At 42.5% G+C, this 23,940-nt stretch carries 23 protein-coding genes and 2 tRNA genes; 23 read left to right on the plus strand and 2 right to left on the minus strand.

Features of this window, described 5'->3' with window-relative positions; genetic code table 11:
• Positions 1-195 precede the first annotated feature (195 nt).
• The 20 genes from ispE (at position 196) to KR50_RS02845 (ending at position 18,607) form a co-directional block, all read left to right on the plus strand.
• Positions 196-1,065, plus strand: a complete 870-nt coding sequence (gene ispE, locus KR50_RS02750; protein WP_041054561.1) for a 4-(cytidine 5'-diphospho)-2-C-methyl-D-erythritol kinase — start codon at positions 196-198, stop codon at positions 1,063-1,065.
• Positions 1,066-1,127: 62 nt separating this feature from the next.
• The gene (purR, locus tag KR50_RS02755) at positions 1,128-1,979 is read left to right on the plus strand and encodes a pur operon repressor (RefSeq protein ID WP_041054563.1); all 852 of its coding nucleotides are present in this window, start codon (positions 1,128-1,130) and stop codon (positions 1,977-1,979) included.
• A 12-nt stretch (positions 1,980-1,991) separates the two neighbouring features.
• Complete coding sequence (locus KR50_RS02760) at positions 1,992-2,366, plus strand: RidA family protein (protein WP_041054565.1); 375 nt, start codon at positions 1,992-1,994, stop codon at positions 2,364-2,366.
• A gap of 209 nt (positions 2,367-2,575) precedes the next feature.
• A complete protein-coding gene (gene spoVG, locus KR50_RS02765) occupies positions 2,576-2,866 on the plus strand; it encodes a septation regulator SpoVG (protein ID WP_041054567.1) in 291 nt (96 codons plus the stop codon).
• A gap of 251 nt (positions 2,867-3,117) precedes the next feature.
• Positions 3,118-4,491, plus strand: a complete 1,374-nt coding sequence (gene glmU / locus KR50_RS02770) for a bifunctional UDP-N-acetylglucosamine diphosphorylase/glucosamine-1-phosphate N-acetyltransferase GlmU (protein ID WP_041054569.1) — start codon at positions 3,118-3,120, stop codon at positions 4,489-4,491.
• An 11-nt stretch (positions 4,492-4,502) separates the two neighbouring features.
• Positions 4,503-5,462 (plus strand): ribose-phosphate diphosphokinase, encoded by a 960-nt coding sequence (locus KR50_RS02775; protein ID WP_041054570.1) that lies wholly within the window; start codon positions 4,503-4,505, stop codon positions 5,460-5,462.
• A gap of 252 nt (positions 5,463-5,714) precedes the next feature.
• Positions 5,715-6,350, plus strand: coding sequence for a 50S ribosomal protein L25/general stress protein Ctc (locus KR50_RS02780; protein WP_041054571.1), 636 nt, complete (start codon positions 5,715-5,717; stop codon positions 6,348-6,350).
• Positions 6,351-6,453: 103 nt separating this feature from the next.
• On the plus strand, positions 6,454-7,020 hold the full coding sequence (gene pth, locus KR50_RS02785; RefSeq protein WP_041054572.1) for an aminoacyl-tRNA hydrolase: 567 nt from the start codon (positions 6,454-6,456) through the stop codon (positions 7,018-7,020).
• A gap of 61 nt (positions 7,021-7,081) precedes the next feature.
• Positions 7,082-7,312: an anti-sigma-F factor Fin family protein gene (locus KR50_RS02790; protein ID WP_041054573.1), complete on the plus strand. Its 231-nt coding sequence runs from the start codon at positions 7,082-7,084 to the stop codon at positions 7,310-7,312.
• A 556-nt stretch (positions 7,313-7,868) separates the two neighbouring features.
• Positions 7,869-11,417, plus strand: coding sequence for a transcription-repair coupling factor (gene mfd / locus KR50_RS02795; RefSeq protein WP_156969444.1), 3,549 nt, complete (start codon positions 7,869-7,871; stop codon positions 11,415-11,417).
• 307 nt (positions 11,418-11,724) lie between these two features.
• The gene (gene spoVT / locus KR50_RS02800; protein WP_041054574.1) at positions 11,725-12,261 is read left to right on the plus strand and encodes a stage V sporulation protein T; all 537 of its coding nucleotides are present in this window, start codon (positions 11,725-11,727) and stop codon (positions 12,259-12,261) included.
• A gap of 186 nt (positions 12,262-12,447) precedes the next feature.
• Positions 12,448-14,031, plus strand: coding sequence for a putative polysaccharide biosynthesis protein (locus KR50_RS02805; protein WP_052476732.1), 1,584 nt, complete (start codon positions 12,448-12,450; stop codon positions 14,029-14,031).
• A gap of 33 nt (positions 14,032-14,064) precedes the next feature.
• Positions 14,065-15,528 carry a bifunctional methyltransferase/pyrophosphohydrolase YabN gene (yabN, locus tag KR50_RS02810; RefSeq protein ID WP_041054575.1) on the plus strand — a complete coding sequence of 488 codons (1,464 nt, stop codon included), beginning with the start codon at positions 14,065-14,067 and terminating at the stop codon, positions 15,526-15,528.
• Between the two features lie 15 nt (positions 15,529-15,543).
• Positions 15,544-15,810 carry an RNA-binding S4 domain-containing protein gene (locus KR50_RS02815; protein WP_041054576.1) on the plus strand — a complete coding sequence of 89 codons (267 nt, stop codon included), beginning with the start codon at positions 15,544-15,546 and terminating at the stop codon, positions 15,808-15,810.
• Positions 15,811-15,912: 102 nt separating this feature from the next.
• Positions 15,913-16,194 carry a sporulation protein YabP gene (yabP, locus tag KR50_RS02820; RefSeq protein ID WP_041054577.1) on the plus strand — a complete coding sequence of 94 codons (282 nt, stop codon included), beginning with the start codon at positions 15,913-15,915 and terminating at the stop codon, positions 16,192-16,194.
• Positions 16,191-16,739, plus strand: a complete 549-nt coding sequence (gene yabQ / locus KR50_RS02825) for a spore cortex biosynthesis protein YabQ (RefSeq protein WP_041054578.1) — start codon at positions 16,191-16,193, stop codon at positions 16,737-16,739. The genes yabP and yabQ overlap by 4 nt, the downstream gene beginning before the upstream one ends.
• A gap of 58 nt (positions 16,740-16,797) precedes the next feature.
• Positions 16,798-17,163, plus strand: a complete 366-nt coding sequence (locus KR50_RS02830) for an FtsB family cell division protein (RefSeq protein WP_041054579.1) — start codon at positions 16,798-16,800, stop codon at positions 17,161-17,163.
• A 162-nt stretch (positions 17,164-17,325) separates the two neighbouring features.
• Entirely contained in the window at positions 17,326-17,775 is a 450-nt protein-coding gene (locus tag KR50_RS02835) for a S1 domain-containing RNA-binding protein (protein ID WP_041054580.1), read from the plus strand.
• Between the two features lie 362 nt (positions 17,776-18,137).
• Positions 18,138-18,350 (plus strand): hypothetical protein, encoded by a 213-nt coding sequence (locus KR50_RS02840; protein ID WP_232304231.1) that lies wholly within the window; start codon positions 18,138-18,140, stop codon positions 18,348-18,350.
• Between the two features lie 26 nt (positions 18,351-18,376).
• On the plus strand, positions 18,377-18,607 hold the full coding sequence (locus KR50_RS02845; RefSeq protein ID WP_232304232.1) for a hypothetical protein: 231 nt from the start codon (positions 18,377-18,379) through the stop codon (positions 18,605-18,607).
• Positions 18,608-18,653: 46 nt separating this feature from the next.
• On the opposite strand, the gene KR50_RS02850 is transcribed toward KR50_RS02845, so the two are convergent.
• Positions 18,654-18,725: transfer RNA gene (locus KR50_RS02850), tRNA-Glu, on the minus strand.
• A 4-nt stretch (positions 18,726-18,729) separates the two neighbouring features.
• Positions 18,730-18,806 (minus strand) — tRNA-Met (locus tag KR50_RS02855).
• A 549-nt stretch (positions 18,807-19,355) separates the two neighbouring features.
• Between KR50_RS02855 and spoIIE the strand changes: the two genes are divergently transcribed.
• From spoIIE to hpt, 3 genes are all read left to right on the plus strand, one after another.
• Entirely contained in the window at positions 19,356-21,803 is a 2,448-nt protein-coding gene (gene spoIIE / locus KR50_RS02860; RefSeq protein ID WP_041054581.1) for a stage II sporulation protein E, read from the plus strand.
• Between the two features lie 92 nt (positions 21,804-21,895).
• Complete coding sequence (tilS, locus tag KR50_RS02865) at positions 21,896-23,314, plus strand: tRNA lysidine(34) synthetase TilS (RefSeq protein ID WP_041054583.1); 1,419 nt, start codon at positions 21,896-21,898, stop codon at positions 23,312-23,314.
• The gene (hpt, locus tag KR50_RS02870) at positions 23,308-23,856 is read left to right on the plus strand and encodes a hypoxanthine phosphoribosyltransferase (protein WP_156969445.1); all 549 of its coding nucleotides are present in this window, start codon (positions 23,308-23,310) and stop codon (positions 23,854-23,856) included. The genes tilS and hpt overlap by 7 nt, the downstream gene beginning before the upstream one ends.
• The last annotated feature ends 84 nt before the right edge of the window (positions 23,857-23,940 follow it).

Genomic DNA, 23,940 nt, shown 5'->3' on the forward strand with positions numbered 1-23,940 from the left:
GCGCCTTGCACTTTGACTTTGATCCAACTGCAGCAGGCAGGGGCTCGAGGTCATAAGGCGGCCTGCCCAATAGGCAAAGTGCGCCTATGTGTGCAGGTCGTCTTATGCTTGTCGCCCCTAAACGCCTGCTTTCACTTTTCTTCATTTATGCTACAATAGCTTCATTGAACTGTTTGAAGATTGAGGTGAGGTAGGTTGAAGATGATGGTAAAGGCACCTGCGAAGATTAATTTGTCGCTGGATGTGCTGGGAAAGAGGCCTGATGGGTTTCATGAGGTAGAAATGGTGATGACGACAGTGGATTTAGCCGATCGGATTGAGCTGGAGATTGTGAGAGATGGTTCGATTTATATTTTGTCACATGATCGCTTTGTTCCGGGGGATCACCGTAATCTTGCTTATAAGGCAGCGGATTTATTGCAGCGCCGTTTTAAGGTTAAGGAGGGCGTAGCGATTACGATTCACAAGCAAATTCCTGTTGCAGCCGGACTGGCAGGAGGAAGCAGTGATGCAGCTGCTACTTTGCGAGGGTTGAATCGATTGTGGTCGTTAAACCTGACAATGGATGAGTTAGCTGAAATCGGGTCTGAGATTGGATCAGATGTATCATTTTGTGTTTACGGAGGAACGGCGCTTGCGACCGGCAGAGGAGAGATCATTCAGGAACTTCCTTGTCCCCCTAAATGCTGGGTGATTCTGGCGAAGCCATCTATTGGCGTTTCAACAGCTGATGTGTATCGAAACTTGAAGACGGATCGGATTGAACACCCGAATACAAAGGCTATGGTACAGGCGATTCACAATCAGGATTTTAAAGCGATGTGTGCTAATTTAGGCAATGCGCTTGAAGCTGTAACGTTAAACATGCATCCTGAGGTGGCTCATATAAAAGATCAGATGGAGCGCTTTGGAGCAGATGCAGTACTAATGAGCGGCAGCGGCCCTACTGTTTTTGGAATTGTTGAGTATGAATCAAAGGTCCAGCGGGTCTATAATGGCTTGCGAGGGTTTTGTGATCAGGTTTTTGCCGTCCGCTTGTTAGGTGGACGGAACCCCCTTGCTTGAATCCGTATAATGATGATATAGTTACTTTACATTATTCGGGTTTTAGGAGGTAGTATACGGCAATGAAGGTCAAACGCAGTGAACGACTTATCGATATGACTCATTATTTGATGGAACATCCAAGAGAACTTGTGTCACTAACTTTTTTTGCAGATCGATTTCAATCCGCTAAATCCTCGATTAGTGAGGATTTAGTTATCGTAAAGGATACGTTCGAACTGCGCGGTGTAGGAACGCTTCAAACAGTACCTGGAGCAGCGGGTGGTGTTAGGTATATCCCTGGGATTAAAAGAGAGCACGCAAAAGAATTAATTGACTCTTTACGCACCCATGTCTCACATTCAAACCGGCTGCTGCCAGGCGGATATTTATATATGACGGATATTCTTGGGGACATTCATTTAATGAATCATGTCGGCAAGCTCTTTGCTGCAGCGTTTGCAGACCAGAAGATTGACGTAATTATGACAGTAGCGACAAAAGGGATTGGAATTGCTCATGCCGTTGCCAGGTATTTAGGCGTACCGGTTGTCGTTGTAAGGCGTGACAGTAAAGTAACAGAAGGGTCGACTGTCAGTATCAATTATGTTTCAGGGTCATCTAAGAGGATTCAGACAATGGTGCTTTCTAAAAGAAGTCTGGCTCAAGGATCCCGCGTGCTGATTGTGGATGATTTTATGCGTGCAGGCGGTACAGCTGCCGGGATGAAAAACCTGTTAGAGGAATTTTCCGCTACTGTAGCAGGTGTGGGTATTTTTATAGAATCCGAATACGGGGAAGAACGACTTATAGATAATTGGATTTCCTTGTTGAATTTGACAGGTGTAGATGAAAAGGGAAAAACAATTGGCATAGAAACAGGTAATTATTTCGATCAGGTTCCATCCTTTTTAGATGAAAAAAAAGAAAGGTAAGGAGGAATTAAAATGAAATATGTTCAAACACAAAAAGCTCCTGCGGCCATTGGTCCGTATTCTCAGGGTGTTATTGTAAATAATCTTTTCTACAGTTCCGGACAAATTCCACTTACACCAGAAGGAACTTTAGTAGAAGGAACGATTGAAGAGCAAACTCATCAGGTTTTTAAAAATGTTCGTGCGGTTCTTGAAGAAGCGGGTGCTTCATTTGCAACGGTTGTCAAAACGACAGTGTTTTTAACAAATCTCGAGAATTTTTCAGCAGTTAATGCCATTTACAGCGACTATTTTGAAGACCATCGCCCGGCACGGTCATGTGTAGAGGTCTCCAGGCTTCCTAAAGACGCTGAAATTGAAATCGAGGTAGTGGCATTAGTGAAGTAATAGAATGCGAGTATCTTAGTCCTTTAGCCTTCTAAAGGGCTATTTTTTATGGGTTTTTTAAAAATACGATGGCTTTTAATCGAACTGTAAAACAAAAAACCTATATATTAAAATATTTTCTACTTTTTTCATTTTTAAGTAGGAAAATGACAGTATTATGAAGAATTAATAAATAGAGGGTCATATATGGTGAAAGGTGGTGGTAATTAGTGGAAGTTACAGATGTGAGGTTACGGCGTGTTAAGACGGATAGCCGGATGAGAGCGATTGCCTCCATAACACTAGATAATGAATTTGTCGTTCATGACATTCGAGTAATTGATGGCAATAATGGTCTTTTTGTTGCAATGCCAAGTAAAAGAACGCCGGATGGTGAATTTCGTGATATTGCACATCCGATCAATTCAGGAACAAGAGAAATGATACAGGAATCTGTTCTCGAAGAATATTTGCGCGTGGGTGAAGCAGAAGAAGCTCAATTAGAAGAGGCTGGAGCTTAAGAAAAGGCCTTTTAATTAAACACAAACTGTACCGAGATGAACAGATCTGTTCTGTCATTTCGGGGCAGTTTTTTTATAATGCTTTAAAGGAAAAGGAAGAAAAACGGTCAATTTTATTCATTTTATTCACCAAATTGACCAGATTATATGACAAATGAATGACAGATTGTTCTGAAATCACTCGTTTCCTTGAAATAAAGGGATTTTTAATATATATTCGAAGTGGAAAAATGTTGACTGGAGGACCGACAATGTCGAATCGATATGCGGTAATTTTAGCTGCGGGTCAAGGTACCCGTATGAAATCTAAGTTGTATAAAGTGTTGCATCCAGTATGCGGGAAACCGATGGTGGAACATGTATTAGAACAAGTAAAGCTTGCAGAAATGAACGAAATTGTAACCGTTGTTGGTCATGGTGCTGAACTCGTTCAAGCTCAGCTTGGCGATCGTTCAGAGTTTGTATTACAGGCAGAGCAGCTTGGCACGGCTCATGCAGTGATGCAAGCGAAAGATCGTTTACAAAATAAAGATGGGATCACGTTAGTCGTATGTGGTGACACGCCGTTGATTACGGCTGAAACGATGTCTTCTCTTATTCAGCATCATGAGGAGCAACAGGCGAAGGCGACCATTCTTACAGCTCATCAGGAAAAACCGGATGGCTATGGACGAATTATTCGGGATGAGAACGGTCTTGTAAAACGAATTGTGGAACATAAAGACGCGAACGATACGGAGCGCAGTGTTAAAGAAGTTAATACAGGAACGTATTGCTTCGACAATCGTGCATTATTTGAAGCGCTTGAAAAAGTATCGAATGATAATGTACAAGGAGAATACTACCTTCCGGATGTTATTGAAATTCTTCAAACTGAAGGAGAAACGATCGGCGCATTTCAAACTGCATTGGCAAGTGAAACGCTTGGAGTCAATGACCGTGTCGCACTATCACAAGCAGAAGAGCTGATGAGAGCCCGTATCAATGAAAAGCATATGCGCAATGGTGTATCGTTTATCGATTCTGCTAACACGTATATTAGCAACGAGGCTGTAATTGGGCGGGACACGGTAATCTATCCGGGAACTGTTATAACCGGGAAAACCACGATTGGCGAAGATTGTGTAGTAGGCCCTAACAGTGAATTTAAGGACAGTACAATCGGAGACCGAACGAATATTAAACAATCTGTGGTGCATGACAGTGCCGTGGGGTCTGATGTAAACATTGGTCCTTTCGCTCATATCCGTCCTCAATCATCGATTGGTGATGAAGTGAAAATCGGAAACTTTGTCGAAATTAAGAAAGCGACTTTCGGCAAAGCGAGCAAAGCTTCTCATCTGAGCTATATCGGAGATGCAGAAGTAGGTGCTAATGTAAACATAGGCTGTGGATCCATTACGGTGAATTACGATGGGAAAAAGAAACATCTAACGACGATTGAGGATAACGTCTTTATCGGCTGCAATTCGAATCTTGTAGCACCTGTAAAGATCGGTAAAGACGCATACGTTGCAGCGGGCTCCACGATCACGAAGGATGTACCGGGAGAAGCCCTATCCATTGCAAGAGCGCGTCAGGAAAACAAAGAAGGATATGCGGGTAAAATTCACTCAAAAAATTAATGGAGGCTATCATGTCTAGAGAATATAATGATTCAAAATTGAAGATCTTTTCCCTAAACTCTAACGAAGAGTTGGCAAAAGATATTGCAGCTGCAGTTGGAACAAAGCTGGGAAAATGCTCGGTAACAAGCTTCAGCGATGGAGAAATTCAAATCAATATTGAAGAAAGTATTCGTGGATGCGATGTTTTTGTTGTTCAATCAACATCTACCCCTGTGAACGAAAACTTGATGGAATTGCTGATTATGGTAGACGCGTTAAAACGGGCATCCGCTAAAACCATTAATATTGTTATGCCGTATTACGGTTATGCCCGCCAGGACCGCAAAGCCCGGGCGAGAGAACCAATTACAGCGAAGCTTATTGCGAATCTTCTCGAAACAGCCGGTGCTACCCGTGTTATTACACTGGACCTTCATGCGCCTCAAATTCAGGGCTTTTTCGATATTTTAATCGACCATCTCCGCGGGGTGCCAATCATTGCGGAATACTTTATTGCGAAAAACTTTAATCCTGATGAAATTGTCATTGTTTCTCCTGATCATGGCGGTGTAACACGCACGCGTAAATTAGCAGAGCGTCTGAAAGCACCGATTGCGATTATAGATAAGCGGCGTCCAAAACCAAATGTAGCTGAAATCATGAACATCGTTGGAAGTGTAGAAGGAAAAACAGCGATTTTAATTGATGATATTATCGACACTGCCGGCACCATTACGCTTGCTGCCAATGCATTAATGGAAAGTGGAGCAAAAGATGTGTATGCAAGCTGTACGCATCCTGTACTTTCAGGGCCAGCGATAGAACGCATTAATAACTCTCCGATTAAAGAATTGATCGTAACAAATTCAATTGCTTTAAGCGAAGAGAAAAAAGGCGGAAAGATTGTAGAACTATCTGTTGCGAACCTTCTTGCAGAAGCGATTATTCGTGTATATGAAGAGCAATCTGTCAGCATGCTATTTGATTAAAAAGAGGAACTCCAGGAAATCCGGTTCACTGCCGGCTTTCCCGGAGTTTTTTGGTTATGAAAGACTGCAATATAATTGTTTAAAGTGTTCCTTGTTTTTTATAAAAAAACAGACAAATAAAATGATGTAGTAAAGATTTATATAATAAAACGCATCTCATTACTAAGGTTAAGGTTTAAGCGGGAGCTAACAGGGGTAACTTTAAGATAGGCTATTCATTTACGATACTAAAAATTGAAAGGTGAGTTAATTATGAGCTCAGTACTTAAAGCGACTAAACGCAGTGGATTTAAAAAATCAGATATTACAGAATTACGAAATGCAGGCAAGCTTCCAGCTGTCGTGTATGGCTATAAAGTTGAAAATACATCGATTTATGTGGATGAAATTGATTTAGTTAAAACAATTAGAGAAGTTGGACGTAACGGCATTATCGATTTAGATATTGAAGGCAGCAAGCAAAAGGTAGTCTTGAGTGACTATCAATCCGACTTCCTAAAAGACGAGATTATCCATGCTGACTTTTTAGCAGTCAACATGTCATCTGAACTTGATGTGGATGTAACAGTTCACTTGATCGGTGAAGCTGCAGGAACAAATGAAGGAGGAGTCGTTCAAACAACTCTTCACGAAGTGTCTATCTCAGCAAAGCCAAGCGATATTCCTGAGTATATTGAAGTAGATATCAGCAAACTGGAAATCGGAGACACAATTTCTATTGGTGATATTCGTTCAGACTACAATGTAACAATAAACCACGAAGATGATGAAGCAATTGCATCTGTTCTGGCACCTCGTGTAGAAGAAGAACCTGAAGAAGGTACAGAAGAAGGCGAAGAGACTACTGGAGAAACAGAAGAAAAAACAGAAGAACAATCAGCAGAATAATCTTTTTTGGGGCGTAACCTTTCTTGGAGGTTACGCCCAAAATGGTTTATGATAGGTGAGAACAGGTTTTTCGAACTGTACTTATTGATGAGGTGTATGAAAGATGAAATTGATTGTAGGTCTAGGTAATCCAGGAAAAACGTACGATAAAACGAAGCACAATATTGGCTTTGAAGTGATTGATGAACTTTCTTCACGATGGAATGCCCCGCTTTTGCAAAGTAAATTCAAAGGCGCATTTGCTACCGTTCACCGGAACGGAGAAAAAATCATTTTGCTTAAACCACTGACATATATGAACTTATCAGGTGAAAGCATTCGACCATTAATGGATTATTATGATATCCCGCTGGATGATCTGCTGGTTATTTATGATGACTTGGATCTGCCAACTGGTTCTCTGCGTCTTCGTCAAAAAGGGAGTGCTGGGGGTCATAATGGGATTAAAAGTACGATAGCCCATATGGGTACCCAGAATTTTAACCGTATTCGAATGGGGATTAGCCGTCCTCCGCAGGGCATGAAAGTGCCGGATTATGTTCTTAGCAAATTCTCCAATGAGGAATGGCCTGCTATTAAAGAAGCGGTGTACAAAAGTGCAGATGCATGTGAAAAGTGGCTGGATAAACCATTTCTAGAAGTGATGAACGAATTTAATCGCAGCGAATGAATATCTCCTGTCCATGCGGCTTATACTACGTTATAAGGTTGTATGAAGGGAGCTGAAAAAAGTGGCGATTCACTACCAGTGCCGGCATTGTGGAAATACCGTCGGAAAATTGGATACCCACTCTGTCAATTCAGAACAGCTGGGCATTCATAAGCTGTCAAATGAAGAAAGACAAAGTATGGTATCTTATACAAAAGAAGGTCATGTGGAGATTCAGACAATCTGTGAAGATTGCCAGGAATCGCTTGAGCGCAATCCCGATTATCATGAATTAGATTCCTTTATACAGTAAGCAGCTTTGGATGGGCGCATCCAAGGCATTTTCACTGTACGTCAGGAAGCGTTTTAAGATAGATTGTGCTTTTTTGAAGAATATATATCCTAGCGAGTAAAGGTCACGTTTGATCGGGCATGGCTATGTATGCTTGTCGGAGCTGAACGAGCGCCTTACGCTTTTACGTTATCCAGCTTCAGCAGGCAGGGGCTCGAGGTCATAAGCTGTCCTGCCCAATAGGCAAAGAGCGCCTATGTGTGCAGTTCAGCTTATGCTTGTCGCCCTGAACGCCTGCTTACGCTTTTACTTTATCCAGCTTCAGGCGCTAGCTCCTCGAGGTCATAAGTCACGCTGTCCAAGCAGGCGAAAAGCATGCCTGCTAGGCCATCGCGTCTTATGCTTGTCGGAGCTGAACGAGCGCCTTACGCTTTTACGTTATCCAGCTTCAGCAGGCAGCTCCTCGGATCGTAAGCCGCTCCGCCATGCAGGCAAAAAGCGCCTGCTTGGCAGATCGTCTTACGTCTGTCGGAGCTGAACGCCTGCTTACGCTTTTATTAATAGGAGGAGAGGCTTTTTGAGTGCTTTGTTGAGTGGGTTGTTGAATGATTCTGAGATAAGGTCCGTGATTGATGAGATAGATAGTGGTGCACGTGAGCAGCTGATTTCCGGTTTGTCGGGGTCGGCTCGAAGTTCGTTTGTGGCGGGGACGTTTAAGCAGGTGAACCGTCCTGTTATGGTCGTTACGCATAATCTTCTTCAGGCGCAGCGTCTTTACGAGGATATGTTGCAGTTTTTAAATGAGGATGAGTTGTTTTTATATCCTGCAAATGAATTGATCGCTGCTGAGATGAGTATTGCAAGTCCGGAGTTGCTCGCGCAGCGATTGGATGCGATGAATCATCTGGCTACGAATGGCAGAGGGCTGTATATTGTTCCAATGGCTGGTCTAAGAAAGATTGTCCCGCCGAAAAGTAAGTGGAAAATGAGTCAGTTTACGTTGGCGATGGGAAATGAAATTGAAGTAAGTTCTACGCTTTCTGCTTTACTTAAAATGGGGTATGAACGTGCAGATATGGTAGGGCGCCCGGGAGAATTCAGCGTTCGCGGCGGTATTATTGATATTTATCCATTAACTTCTCCTGACCCAGTCCGAATTGAGTTGTTTGATACAGAGATTGATTCAATCCGTACCTTTTCAGCAGATGATCAGCGATCGATAAAAAATCTAGAGGATATTACGATAGGTCCTGCTACTGAAGCCATTATGGAAAAGGAAGATTTAGAGCGGGTCGCAGCGGAATTGTCGAAGCGTTTAAAAGCCAGCTTAAAAAAAGTGAAAAAAGCTTCGATACAAGAAGCAATGGCTGAGCAGGTAGAATTTGAAGTGGGTATGCTAAAACAAGGTCAAAAACCAGATGAATTATTTAAGTATCATTCTCTGGCGTATGAAGAAGAAGCGAGCTTGCTAGATTACTTGCCGGAAGATGGATTAGTTTTATTTGATGAAATAAGCAGAATTCATGAAATGGATGAAACGCTTGAAAAAGAAGAGATGGATTGGTATGTGTCTTTATTAGAAGAAGGAAAGATCCTGCATGATGTATCCGTTTCTAATACCCTTGTTCAGATTCTTGCGAAAAGTGAACAGAAAAAAGTATATTTTTCCTTGTTTACACGACAAATTCCACATATTCATCCTAAAAAAATTCATACATTTTCTTGTAAGCCAATGCAAAGTTTTCATGGTCAAATGCATGTATTAAAAGCTGAACTCGAGCGGTGGAAAAACAGTAAATATACAGTTGTTTTACTTGCTCCTGATGGGCAGCGACTGCAAAAATTCGAGCGTGTGTTAGCAGATTATGACATTGATGTTGCCATTGTCCAGGATGGCCAGCCGCTTATTCCGAATGCCGTTCAAATTGTCAGCGGCACTCTTCAGGCGGGCTTTGAACTGCCTATGCATAAATTCGCCGTCATGACGGAAGAAGAGCTTTTTAGACAGAAAACCAGAAAGAAAAAGCGTCAGCAAAAGCTTTCAAATGCCGAACGGATTAAATCCTATTCCGAATTGAAAGTTGGCGACTATGTTGTTCACGTGAACCACGGGATCGGAAAGTACCTTGGAATCGAAACGCTTGAAATTAATGGTCTTCATAAAGATTATTTAAATGTGCGTTATCAGGGGAATGATCAGCTTTACGTCCCGGTAGATCAAATTGAACTTGTTCAAAAATATGTGGGTTCAGAAGGAAAAGAACCAAAGCTGTATAAACTTGGCGGGACAGAGTGGAAGCGGGTAAAAAGCAAGGTTCAGTCCTCAGTGGCAGATATTGCAGATGACTTAATAAAATTGTATGCAGAAAGGGAAACAGCTAAAGGCTATGCTTTTACGGAAGATACAAATGAGCAGCAGGAATTTGAATCTGCTTTCCCATACCAGGAAACGGACGATCAGCTCCGATCGATTGAAGAAATTAAAAAAGATATGCAGCGGGAGCGGCCGATGGACAGGCTTTTGTGCGGGGATGTTGGCTATGGGAAAACAGAGGTTGCCATCCGTGCAGCGTTTAAAGCGATTATGGACGGAAAACAAGTAGCCATTTTGGTTCCTACAACAATTCTTGCCCAACAGCATTATGAAACAATGATGGAAAGAATGCAGGATTTCCCAATAAATATTGGGTTGCTGAGCCGTTTTAGAACTCGAAAGCAACAGCAGGAAACAATGAAGGGGCTTCAGGCCGGAACCATCGATATTGTAGTCGGCACACACCGCCTGCTTTCGAAGGATATAAAGTATCGTGATATCGGTCTGTTGATAATTGATGAAGAGCAGCGTTTTGGTGTTACCCATAAGGAAAAGATAAAGCAGCTGAAGACAAATATCGATGTGTTAACACTGACTGCCACTCCGATTCCTCGTACGCTTCATATGTCGATGCTCGGCGTGCGTGATTTGTCAGTGATTGAGACTCCGCCCGAAAACCGCTTCCCCGTTCAAACCTATGTAATGGAGTATAACGGGCCGCTGGTTCGAGAAGCGATCGAGCGTGAACTTGCGCGGGATGGACAAATATACTTCCTATATAACCGGGTAGAGGATATTACAAAAAAAGCAGATGAAATACAAACGCTGGTGCCGGATGCGAGAGTTGCCGTTGCGCACGGACAAATGACGGAAACGGAGCTTGAGTCCGTGATTCTTCAGTTTCTCGAGGGAGAATATGATGTGCTTGTTACGACGACGATTATCGAAACAGGCGTGGATATTCCAAATGTCAACACGCTCATTGTTTTTGATGCCGATCGAATGGGATTATCACAACTCTACCAGTTACGCGGACGAGTGGGCCGGTCAAATCGGGTAGCCTATTCTTACTTTACGTACCGCAAAGACAAAGTTCTGACCGAAGTGGCAGAAAAACGTCTTCAATCGATTAAAGAATTTACGGAACTGGGCTCTGGATTTAAAATTGCTATGCGCGACCTCACGATACGAGGAGCAGGAAATCTGCTCGGATCACAGCAGCACGGCTTTATTGATTCAGTCGGATTTGATTTATATTCTCAAATGCTGAAAGAAGCGATTGAAGAGCGCAAAGAAAACCTTCCTGCCTTTTCGCATGAGAAAAAACGTGAGAAGCCAGCAGTTGAAATTGATCTCGACGTAAAACAAGATGCTTATATCCCGGCCACATATATTCCGGATGGTCATCAAAAAATTGAGATGTACAAAAAATTCAGGGGTGCTTCTTCTGTTGATGAAGTAGCAGAATTGAAAGACGAGATGATCGACCGATTTGGAGATTATCCGGTAGAAGTTCATACGCTGTTTCAAATTGCAGAAATTAAAGCGTACGGTCAATTAATTGGATTAGAAGCGATCCATCAAACAAAGGATTCAATCAAGCTTGAATTAAGTGAGGTGGGAACTGCTCAAATTGATGGAGCAAAAGCGTTCGAAATCGGAAATAGTCATGGCAGAGATGTGGGACTTGGCATGAATGATAATAAATTAAAAATCAGCATCCAGCTGCGCAACAAAAAACCGGAGCAATGGGTCAATATGATTCATGACATTATTTGCCGTTTGCCTGAAGCATTAAAAGAAACAGCTTAGAATAGAGTGGTTTGCTTTCTTTATATTTCAATGAAGCAGCCCTTAGATAAAAAAAGTCCAAAAAACAGGTAATCCCTGGTTTTTGGACTTTTTTATGTTTTAAGCAAGGAAGGATTGGAAATAATAGGCGTTAGCACATAGGTTCAAATGGAAAAATGCTGTTGGATTAACCGGCAACTAAATACTTTTTTTGGAGAAATTGAGTGGAACCGGTATAAATTTGTCCATTTATTTCATACTAACAGCAAGTACCAACGAGTGGAATAAGGAAAGTAAAAATTCGCTAAGAGGAAGAGAGGCACCATGTATGAAAGCAACGGGTATCGTCCGACGAATTGACGACTTAGGACGGGTGGTCATTCCAAAAGAAATCAGAAGAACGCTTCGCATTAGAGAAGGAGATCCGCTGGAGATCTTTGTAGATCGTGAAGGAGAAGTCATTTTAAAGAAATATTCTCCTATTAATGAATTAGGAAATTTCGCCAAAGAATACGCAGAGGCTCTGCATGACAGCTTAGGCCACCCAATACTTATTTGTGATCGGGACAATGTTGTGGCCATTGCTGGTGTATCAAAAAAAGATTATTTGAATCGGCGGATCGGGACGGGGATTGAAGAAGTGATGTCTGCCCGTAAAAGTATTATATCTGAAAAACAAACGAAGCTTGCCGTTATAGAGCACCAGGATGAAGAGTCCGCGTCTTACGCTATTGCTCCGATTGTTTCTTCAGGTGACCCCATTGGTGCAGTCATTATTTTCTCTAAAGATGGCACTCTTGGAGAGGTTGAGAAAAAATCTTCAGAGACAGCTGCCAGCTTTTTAGGCCGCCAAATGGAAAATTAAAACAATCTAAAATCGTAAGATGATAACTAAACGTGTAGACAAAAAAGCACAGCAGTTTTGTGCTTTTTTTGCTGTTTTACGGGTTAAATCCGCTAATGCCACATGTTTCTTTCAAACGACAACCTTCTTAAAATTTGATATAATGAACTTTATGGTAAATGTGACGGAAAGGCAGTGGCCATAAGAATGAATCACTCTTCAAGCGATATGATGAAAGGAGCGGCCATTTTAACGCTGGCTGCCATTTTCACTAAAATACTAAGCGCTTTATATCGCGTTCCCTTTCAAAATATTGTGGGTGACACCGGTTTTTATATTTTTCAGCAGGTATATCCGTTTTATGGGATTCTGCTTGCTTTATGTACATATGCATTTCCTGTAATGATATCGAAAATGGTCGCAGAACGTCGGGATCGCTCTTCTCCCGAAGAAGTGCAGCGGGTCATTCAAATCTCTTTTATTTATTTAACCTTTATTGGCGTCGCTTTTTTCACGCTGCTTCGTGCAGGTGCCGGTCACATTGCCGGATGGATGGGGGATCCTGATTTATCGGAATTGATTTCCTTGATGAGTTATCCCTTTTTGCTCATGCCGCTATTATCTGTGTCGAAGGGATGGTTTCAAGCTAACTATAATATGATTCCATCCGCCTTCTCACAAACTGCAGAACAGCTTGTGCGGGTAATTTTCATCTTAGGGTTATCAGTCATCTTGATGACGTTGGAATCCTCTCTCTATGATGTAGGAAAAGCAGCAGTGCTGGGGTCTCTTGCCGGAGCGGTTACAGGTGTTGTCATCTTGATGATCTTTATACGGAAACAAGGCTTTACATGGTCTTCTCTGAAGTGGATTGGATTACAAAAAAATGATATGAAAATTATTCGCCAGCTGACCGTAACAGGGACAGCCATTGGAATGGGGAGCATGATGCTGGTGCTTTATCAGCTGATGGATGCATTAAATGTGTATTCATTGCTTGTTCAAAGCGGAAGTGGCGAACAGGCGGCTAAAGTGATGAAGGGCATCTACGACAGAGGACAGCCGCTGCTGCAGATGGGTGTGGTCGTGGCAACTTCACTTTCTCTTGCGATTGTTCCCATTATAGCTTCAGCATATGAGTCCAAAAAGACAATGGAAGTAAAAGAGCAGGCGAGACTCGCGGTCAAAACAGGTCTATTTTTTGGTGCTGCCGCAGCCGTAGGTTTGATCAACATCATGCAGCCGTTAAATGCGATGCTTTTTCAAGATGCGCAAGGCTCTTTTGTACTGGCGGTTTATATGATATCTGTGCTGCTTGCTTCTGTTATTTTAACGATCAGCGCCATTCTTCAGGGGATGGGTGACATCCATGCGGCGGCCTGGTCCATTGTCTTCAGTTTAGTACTTAAATACGGGCTGAACCTTGTGCTTGTGCCATTATTCGGTACACTTGGAGCATCAGCCGCAACCGTGCTGTCCCTGTTTTTTGTCATGGCTGTGGTCATCAGGCAAATACGCAGGCGTGTAGGACCCTTGTTGTCGGTCTTATTTTATAAAAGACTGGTCATGGGCCTTGCGGGCATGTCTGCAGGAATACAATTCATTCTGCTACTGCCTGTAGACTGGACGGAGAGCCGCTTGGCAGCGTCTCTTGCCTGCTTTATTACGGTCATTGCCGGAGCTTGGCTATTTTTCAAAATCGTATGGCGGAAAGGACTCTTTACGTCAGAGGAAGTTCGACAAATTCCGCTCGGTAAAAAGCTTGAGCGAATGTTTGGAACGCTGCCATAAAACGAATATTTTCAGATGAAGGAGACGGTATACATGCCAAACCAAATTACGATCATTGGCCTCGGAGCAGGAGATCTTGATCAATTGCCTCTGGGTATTTATAAAAAACTGACAAAATCAGGAACAGTTATGGCACGGACTTTGGCTCATCCTGTCATTGCTTCTCTGCAGGAAGAGGGAATACCCTTTTTATCGTTTGACTCCGTTTACGACGCTCAAGACCGATTTGAAGATGTGTATGAGGAAATTGTCAAAACTCTAGTGGAACAAGCGCAAAAAGAGCCGGTGCTTTATGCGGTCCCAGGACATCCGCTTGTAGCCGAGCAGACAGTACAGCTTTTGCTTGATCTGCAAAGACAAGGCGTCATCTCAGTAGATGTGCTTGGCGGACAAAGCTTTCTGGACCCATTATTCACAGCAGTCGGAATGGATCCAATTGAAGGGTTTCAGCTGCTTGATGGCACCGCTCTTGAACGGGATGATCTCCATGTGGACCAGCACGTCATCATCGGACAGGTTTATGATGCCTTTATGGCTTCAGAGGTAAAGCTCACATTGATGGAAAAATATCCGGATGACTACCCTGTGACCATCGTGACATCAGCAGGGAGCACGGATGAACAAGTAAAAACGGTTCTTCTCTATGAACTAGACCACGGCATGGAGATGAGCAATTTGACGAGTCTCTATCTTGCCCCGATGAAAGAAGAACAAAAGTACGGAGAATTTTTTAAGCTTCGACAAATTATTTCGACCCTCAGAAGTCCGGAGGGCTGTCCATGGGATCGGGAACAAACACATGAGTCTTTAAAAAAACATTTGATCGAAGAAGTGTATGAATTACTTGAAGCGATCGATCAAAAAGATATCGATCATATGATAGAAGAGCTCGGAGATGTGCTGCTGCAAGTGATGCTTCATGCACAAATTGGAGAAGACAGCGGTTATTTCACGATTCAAGATGTCATTACCAAGCTCACTGAAAAAATGATCCGAAGACATCCTCATGTTTTTGGAGATGCGGAAGCGAAGACAACAGAGGATGTACATTCAAATTGGCAATCCATTAAAGAGCAAGAAAAAGGGAGTCAGCAGGAAACCCGATCCTTATTAGAAGACGCAGGAACAGGCATGCCGGCGCTGATACAGGCGGTCGAACTGCAAAAGGCAGCAGCTAAAGCGGGGTTTGACTGGGATGACCGGTCTGGTGCATGGGATAAGCTTGAAGAAGAATGGCAGGAGTTTCAGGAAGAGGTCGCCAACGGGGATAAAGAGGCGAGCTTAATGGAATTTGGAGATGTCCTTTTTGCGCTGGTCAATGTATCCCGATTCCACGATATTTACCCAGAAGAAGCGCTGGTGAGTGCAAACCAGAAATTCATTGCAAGATTTTCATTCGTTGAAAAAAAAGTTCGGGAATCTGGCAGATCTTTTGAGTCCTATTCTCTAGCAGAGCTTGACGAATTTTGGAAAGAGGCAAAAAATCTAGGATTATAGAAAGCAGGGAGAAACATGAGATTAGACAAATTTTTAAAAGTATCCCGTTTAATTAAACGCAGAACGCTGGCAAAAGAAGTGGCGGATCAGGGGCGTATACAAGTGAATGGACTACAGGCTAAAGCAAGTTCAACAGTGAAAGAAGGGGATGAACTGGTGATTCGTTTTGGACAGCGTATCGTGACCATTTCAGTTGACCGTCTTCAAGAAACTACTCGTAAAGAAGAAGCTGCGATGATGTATACCATTCTCAAAGAAGAAAAAGTCGGATCAGCTGAATAAAAAAGAATTCTATAAGTGCGTCATACATCTCGCTGTACGTGCATAAAATGTGCTAAGTAACAGTTTGAACACAAAAGCGGGGTGGATGAAGTGTCTTATTCGATGGAACCGAGGGTTGATAAACCCGAACATGAAATCATTATGAGCAAGAGGCAGACTCTTTCTATCACTGGTGTAAAGCAAGTGGAAAGCTTTGATAATGAGGAGTTTTTACTTGAAACGGTGCAAGGGTACCTATCAATAAAGGGAAAAAATCTGCAAATGGTCAATCTTGATGTAGACAAAGGGCATGTTTCTTTAAAAGGAAAAATTGACGATTTACTTTACATTGATGAACCAAGCCCGCAGGAAGCGAAAGGGCTGTTCAGTAAGCTGTTTCGATGATTCTGGATCTGCAGCTTCAAGTCATGTCGACGATGCTGGCAGCCGGTCTGGTGATTGGCCTGAACCTGACTTTATATGACCGATATATCATTCGGACAAGAACAGGCGGGCTCAGGTGGCTGACAGATGGCGTTTTTTGGTGTGTACAAGCCTTACTCGTTTTCCTGCTTTTGTTTAATGTCAACGGAGGAGAGTGGAGATTCTACGTTCTGCTATCCATTATTTGCGGGTTTGCGGGTTATGAGGCATTAATTAAAAAAACATTTATAGCAGCCCTTTCCTTTATAGACAGTGTAGTGAAATGGATTGTACGGACACTGGCGCTCATTATTAGCGTTCTTTTCCTTACTCCGATCATATGGATTTTAAACGTTATCAAAGCAATCTTTTTACCTCTGTTCTCCGGAATTTGTCGAATTTTCATGGCAGTTGGGCGTATATTGATTAAGCCTTTCCACCCTTTTATCCAATTTTTGAAAAATAAACAAACTTTTTTCGCAAAAAAGATAAAAAAGTGGCTTAATCTGTTATATAATAGGGAATAAGGAAACAGTATCCGTCACATTGTGCACGAGATGAACAGAAGGAGGAAGGCATCCGATTATGGGAAACCCACGCAAAAATGTAACATCACTCGAAAATCAATACGCAGCCGAACAAAAACAATCTGAGCAGCGCAGAGCACAGCACATGAAAAGACTTATGAGACGCTTATCATTTTTCATCATATTTGCGGTGGTCGTCGGCGGGCTTCTTATTTCATCCATGGTGACACGGGCAAATGTTCTCGATGAAAAAAAGGCAGAAAAGGTGCAATTAGAAGAGCAGGTCGTTCAGCTGAAAAAAGATGAAACAAAGCTCAACAACGAGATTGAAAAGCTAAATGACGACGAGTACATAGCCAAATTAGCTCGCCGGGACTATTTTTTATCTGATGAAGGAGAAATTATTTTTAATATTCCTGAGTAACTCCAAAGGCACGTCTGGTATAGAAAACGGAGCAAATGGAGAGGATTTTGAATAGAATAATTTACAATATTGAGTGTCGCTATGTTGACACTCTTTTTTTATGTTAGCTATAATGATAAGTAAGCTCTATTTTCTATTTTTCTAAGGAGGATCATTTTTTTTATGTCAATCGAAGTAGGCAGCAAGGTACAAGGTAAAGTGACAGGCATCACTCATTTCGGGGCTTTCGTTGAATTACCTGGGGGTTCAACAGGACTTGTGCATATCAGTGAAGTTGCGGATAACTATGTCAAGGATATCAACGAACATCTTAAAGTAGGCGACGAAGTAGAAGTGAAGATCTTAAATGTTGAGAAGGACGGCAAAATTGGTTTGTCCATCCGTAAAGCAAAAGATCAGCCACCGCAGCAGCAAACACAGCAACGTCCAAGACCCAACCGTGGAAATGATCAGCGAGGCGGAGGCCGCAGCAATACAAGCGGCGGACCTGTAGGAAGAGAAACATTCGAGCAGAAAATGGCTCGCTTCCTAAAGGATAGTGAGGATCGCCTGACATCTCTTAAGCGTCACACAGAATCAAAACGAGGCGGAAAAGGTGCTAAAAAGGGATAATAAGCTGTCAAATTCGTATTTAGGATGGCATCAATAATCTTGATCTGTTGATACAATAGAATGCGAACCAGGAAGCCGGCGCCGAGCCGGCTTCTTTTTTTTATTATCAAAAGGGGATTTGCGGATTGGAATTCAAAGAAGGACTATTGCTCTTCTCTGTTGTATTTATGTAAGTAAGTACATTTTAAAAAATAGCTGGCAGGTTGAATCCAAGGATGAAAGATGATGCAGCAGTGGAGTAGAATTCTGAAAATTATCATAATACCCGAAACCAAATGGAGATGTCATACGTATAAAGGATAAAACACAACCGACTTTTCTCATTACTATGTTCTCAACGAATTGGAAGGAGGAAAAAGAAATTGACGTTCTTTATGATTATCGGAGCGATCGCCATCACCGGCATCATTACAGATCACTTGCAAAAACAAGCTAAAAACAAAAGAAAAGCCATAAAGGAAGAGTATGAGCTGGAAAAATTAAAGCATGAAAATTTTCTGCTTGAAACAGAAAAGCTGAGACTTCAATTAGATCATCGCCATCATCCTGATTCTGATCACAAAAGGCTCTCTTAAACAACCTGAATTAAAGGAGGAACAAGATGAATGCAGATGCTATAACAGATTTGGTCGCTATTGTTATGTCTCTCTCTATTCCTATTGTGATAATAATTGGATATTACTCCCAACGCCAGTCCGTGATAAAAAAATCCATTGTAGAAGGAGAGATCGAATTAGAAAAACTGCGCCAGGAAAACTACCTGCTTGAAACTGAAAAGCTAAAAATTGAATTAGATCACCGCAATCTGCCACAATCGATATCAACCAAATAAGATTGCACAAAAAAACACATCAGCGATATGCTGATGTGTTTTTATATGACCCGTACGGGATTCGAACCCGTGTTACCGCCGTGAAAGGGCGGTGTCTTAACCGCTTGACCAACGGGCCTATATGGTGGCGGCAGAGGGGATCGAACCCCCGACCTCACGGGTATGAACCGTACGCTCTAGCCAGCTGAGCTACGCCGCCATTTGAAGTAATCATGCTTTTTTGTTCTTTAATTGACACAGAGAGCAAAATGAAGCACAAGTTATATAATACATAGCGCCTGAAAAAGTGTCAATGTTTTTTTTGAATTAGTTCTATTTATAGTATAGCCCGGCAATCTCTACACGTTTAATTCTTTTTTAAAAGGCAGGGTTTATATACCAGCCTTACTTTAGCTGTTAGCGGCTTCCACCCAAAGCACCGCCAACATAGACAATCTGCCACTTCCCTTTTAAAACATAATCTCCAAAAAGGGCAGGGGAAAACCAGCTAACGTTTACTATACTCATTTTTCGTAGCCGTAATCCCTAATTGTTTATTTTTTATCCCTGTCATTCCGAGCGAAAGAACGAGCCTTCGACTTGCTTTAGGAAAATTAAAAGGCGAATGGCTGAAATGATTCCCGAATGGATAAGTTTATTCAAAATAAGTCGAAAGAAACTTTGAAATCTGCTCTTTATTTTGACAAACTATTCTGTGTTTTGCCTTCTATAATTACTCTCAACAACGAAACATTAAGGAGTGGAGTAAATGGAGAATGTACATGAGGTAAACATGAAAGTGGCGAATTCAATTTCTTTGATGCAGGCCAAGAAGAGAATACCTAAGTGGAAGAACGCAATTAGCCTGCTGCTGGTCCATTGGATGGTTCACAAAGGCATCCTTCATATTTTAGTCGGTCTTTTACTGGGACGAGCCTTATTTTTATCGCAATTTACTCCTTTCGCCTTACCAATGTTCGCCGTTATGTTTGTAGCGAGCCGTGAAAAGTCACTGGTTGTTATGCTGGGACTGGTAGTCGGAGCCTCCTCACTTGGGATCTGGCAAGGAGTTTACACCCTATCAACCATCCTATTGTTTTATCTTGCTTCTCTGATCGTGAGGCAAAAAATAAAAACCAGCCGTTTTATTTTGGCAGGGGTGGTGGCAGGGTCGGTGATTGTAGCCAGGAGTATCTATTTAAGTATAGAGCTTCCTGAAGTTTTCACCTGGGTGGATGGGGTAATGGTCGCCTTCGAGGCGGTGCTTGCTGGCGTTTTGACCCTTGTCTTTCTACAAGGGTACCAGCTGCTAACGAAAACACGAAAGAGGACATATGCTCCGGAAGAAATGGTGGCCATTGCGATTGTAGTAGCCTCAATTGCTACAGGACTAATTGGTTTCACAGTAGGCGGTCTCGCCATGGATCACGTACTGACACGATATGTGGTGATTATTGCGGCCTTAGCTGCTGGGGCCATGGTAGGATCAACGGTGGGCATTGTAACAGGACTGGTGTTTTGTCTAGCCTCAGTGGCTCATTTGCCAGAGGTGGCCGTCCTTGCTGTAGCCGGATTGTTAGGTGGATTAATGAAAAATGGAAAAGCAACGGGTGTGGTGCTTGGATTGATGATGGCTACATTATTAATGGGGCTATTCATGAATCAAGGAGCGCAGCTTGAATATTCATTATACGAATCCGCCGTCGCTGCCATGGCCGTATTTTTAACGCCGAAGCGTTTTGTTTTTGCTATTTCAAGAAATATACCGGGGTCCACAGAACATGAGCTGGACCAGCAGCTTTACGCCCGTAACGTAAGGGATGCCACCGCTGAAAAAGTAGAAAAATTTTCAGGTGTGTTTGAAACGCTGGCGAAAAGTTTTGAGTGTGCAGATAAAGAAGCAGAAACAGCCGTCACCGCTGTTTCTCTCGATAATACGTTAAGCAGAGTGACAGAGAGCACCTGCCAAATGTGCTTTAAAAAAGATTATTGCTGGTCTACCCACTTTGATCGAACTTACGATTGGATGAAAGAATTGGCAAATCCAGTTGACAATAAACCACCGCAGCCATGGCAGAGTTATTGTGTAAAAGCAGAACAGGTTCAGACTGCTTTTGAGGAGGAGTATGCGGACCGGGCGGCTAAACTGCAAATGAAAAAACAAATGATGGAAAGCAATCAATTTGTATCCAACCAGCTTAAGGGACTGGCGACCGTGATGAAGGACTTTGCTTCTGATCTTCAGCGGGAAACTCAAAAACATGATAAGCAAGAGGAAGAAATGCTTCATGCCTTAATTGAATTTGGCATACATGTAGATAATGTAGATATTCATAGTTTAGATTACGGTCATATTGACGTGGATGTGATGCTGCCTTTTGTAGAAAAGCATGGGGAATGCGAAAAGCTGATTGCCCCAATGCTTTCTTCCATTCTCAAAGAAACCATTGTGGTTCATCAAAGAGTTGAGATTCCATCGCCATACGAAGGGATGGTGGTGACATTTAGATCATCTAAAGCATTTAAAGTAGGTGTGGGGATCGCTCATGCAGCTCATGGAGGAGGGCTCATTTCCGGCGACAGTCACGCGGCAGTTCATTTACATGGCGGGAAATATGCGATTGCGATAAGCGATGGGATGGGGAATGGAGAAAAAGCGAGAATGGAAAGTGATGAAACCATTCAGCTATTACGGCAGATGCTGCAAGCCGGAATAGAAGAGGAGCTGGCGATAAAATCCGTTAATTCCATTCTGACTGTAAAGCGCACCAGCGACATGTATTCAACAGTAGATCTGGCGATGATTGACTTGCAAAATGCAAAAGCGAAATTCTTAAAAGTAGGCTCAGTGCCAAGCTATATCAAAAGAGGGAAAACAGTTAAAACAATTGAAGCAAGCAATCTGCCGATGGGATTTTTCAGTGAACTGGATATGGAGGTGCTTGAGGATCAACTTAAGGCAGGGGATTTATTAATCATGCTAAGCGATGGAGTGCTGGATGGACCGCGCTTTATTGAAAATCCGGAAAGATGGATTAAACGGCAAATATCCGAACTGAAAACAAGCGATCCGCAGGAAGTTGCAGATACATTAATGGAGGCGGCAGTGCGCACTTCAGGAGGGGAGATCGAGGACGATATGACGATTATGGTCGTCCAACTGCAGCATGAATTGCCTAAATGGGCAGCGATTCCCGCGGTTATTAAGACGGGATAAAAAGAGAAAACGGAAATAGTAGGAGGTGGTATGAAAAAATTGATACAATAAAAGAGAAAACCCTAACGAGGACCGGAAAAGGTGAACAGCACATGAAAGAAATTCTGAATAAAATTCATTCCTATATAGATGAACAGGATCTATTTGAAGATGGAGATAAAGTCATCGCAGCGGTTTCAGGGGGACCGGACTCGATGGCTCTTCTTCATTATTTGCTTCATCATGCAAAAAAACAGATCAACATTGAGGTAGCTCATGTTGATCATATGCTGAGAGGAGCTGGGTCGGAACAAGATGCAATCTTTGTAGAAACGTATTGCCGCAAGCAGGGAGTTCCCTATCACCATGCTTCTTTAAACGTTAAGAAAAAAATGGAGACAGATGGCATAGGCATACAAGAAGCAGCCAGGGCTGTCCGTTACGCGTATTTAAAGGAGATTATGGTAGAAACCCGCGCCTCAAAGCTGGTTCTTGGCCATCATGGGGACGATCAGGCTGAAACGGTTCTGTTTCGCCTGGTTCGCGGATCTACGATGAAAGGGCGGGCAGGCATCTTGGCAAAACGGACATTTGCCGGTGGATTTCTTGTAAGGCCGCTGCTTGCTCTCACGAAAGAAGAAATAGAACAATATTGTGAACATTATCACATCAATTATAGACAGGATCCAAGCAATGCGACAGACTCCTACACGAGAAACCGCATCAGACATCATATTATTCCATTATTAAAAGAAGAAAACCCTTCTCTTAACGAGCAGATTAAGCGCTACACAGAAGAGGTGAGAGAGGATGAAGACTGGCTTTTACAGCAGGCAGAAGATCAATTGCAAAAACGGATTATTGAACAAAATGATCAATTAATAAAGATAGAGCGAAAGAATTGGTGTAAGGAAGCTCCTCCTTTACAAAGGAGAATGATTCATCTAATATTGAGTTATCTTTATGCAAAAGTACCCACGTCTTTATCTTCCGCCCATACGGCTTCTGTCAGAAAGTTAATTGAGCAAAAGCATCCATCCGGAGAGCTCCACTTGCCCAAAGGCTTACTGGTTCAACGGTCGTATTCAACTGTTGCCTTTCATTTTGTTCAATCAGCTCAAGCTTTGCCATACAGCTTTCGGCTGGATCAAAACGAAGCGATTGATCTTCCCGTAGGAGGAAAAGTGATTGCAAGAGAAGGTTTGGTGGAAGACTTAGATGAATCAATTGATTTTTGCTGGTTTGATTCAACCGGTGTAGAGTGGCCGTTGACTGTCCGTACAAAAAAAGACGGCGATCGGATTCACCTCAAAGGGTTAAATGGATCAAAAAAAATCAAAAAAGTATTCATCGACGAAAAAATCCCTCTTGATCTGAGAGGCCAATGGCCAATTGTTACAGATGCAAGCGGAAGGGTGCTTTGGATTCCAGGGCTGCGCACTGCACAGGGCGTAGAAAAGCCTGCAGATGGAAACCGTGCATTTACGTTAATTCATTATAAGGATCTTCTAGGGGGACATAGTTCGTGTTGAATCAGGATATTGAGAAAGTGTTGTATACAGAAGAGCAGCTTCAGGAAAAAATTAAGGAGCTGGGAGGCGAGTTGACAGAGGCGTACAAGGACTCTTACCCGCTTGCCATCGGCGTCTTAAAAGGAGCTCTTCCATTTATGGCAGATTTGATTAAACGTATGGATGTTTACTTGGAAATGGATTTTATGGATGTATCCAGCTACGGAAACTCTACTGTTTCGTCGGGCGAAGTTAAGATCATCAAGGATTTAAATACGAAGGTAGAGGGCAGGGATATTCTCATCTTAGAGGATATTATCGACAGCGGTCTTACGCTGAGCTATTTAGTCGATCTGTTTAAATACCGCAAAGCAAAATCAATTAAGATTGTGACGCTGCTGGATAAGCCGTCAGGCCGGGTAGCAGATATTAAAGCTGATTATGTTGGTTTTATTGTGCCGGATGCTTTTGTTGTAGGATACGGACTTGATTATGCGGAACGCTACCGAAACCTCCCATATATCGGTATATTAAAGCCTGAAATTTACACGGATGCTGAGTAATGACTGCTCATTTTAAAGCGCCGTATATAAAGTGTGCAGCCGCGGGTCATAATGGTTGTCATGCTTTATTTCACTATGATACTA

This window comes from Jeotgalibacillus campisalis, assembly GCF_000829515.1.
Lineage (GTDB): Bacteria > Bacillota > Bacilli > Bacillales > Jeotgalibacillaceae > Jeotgalibacillus > Jeotgalibacillus campisalis.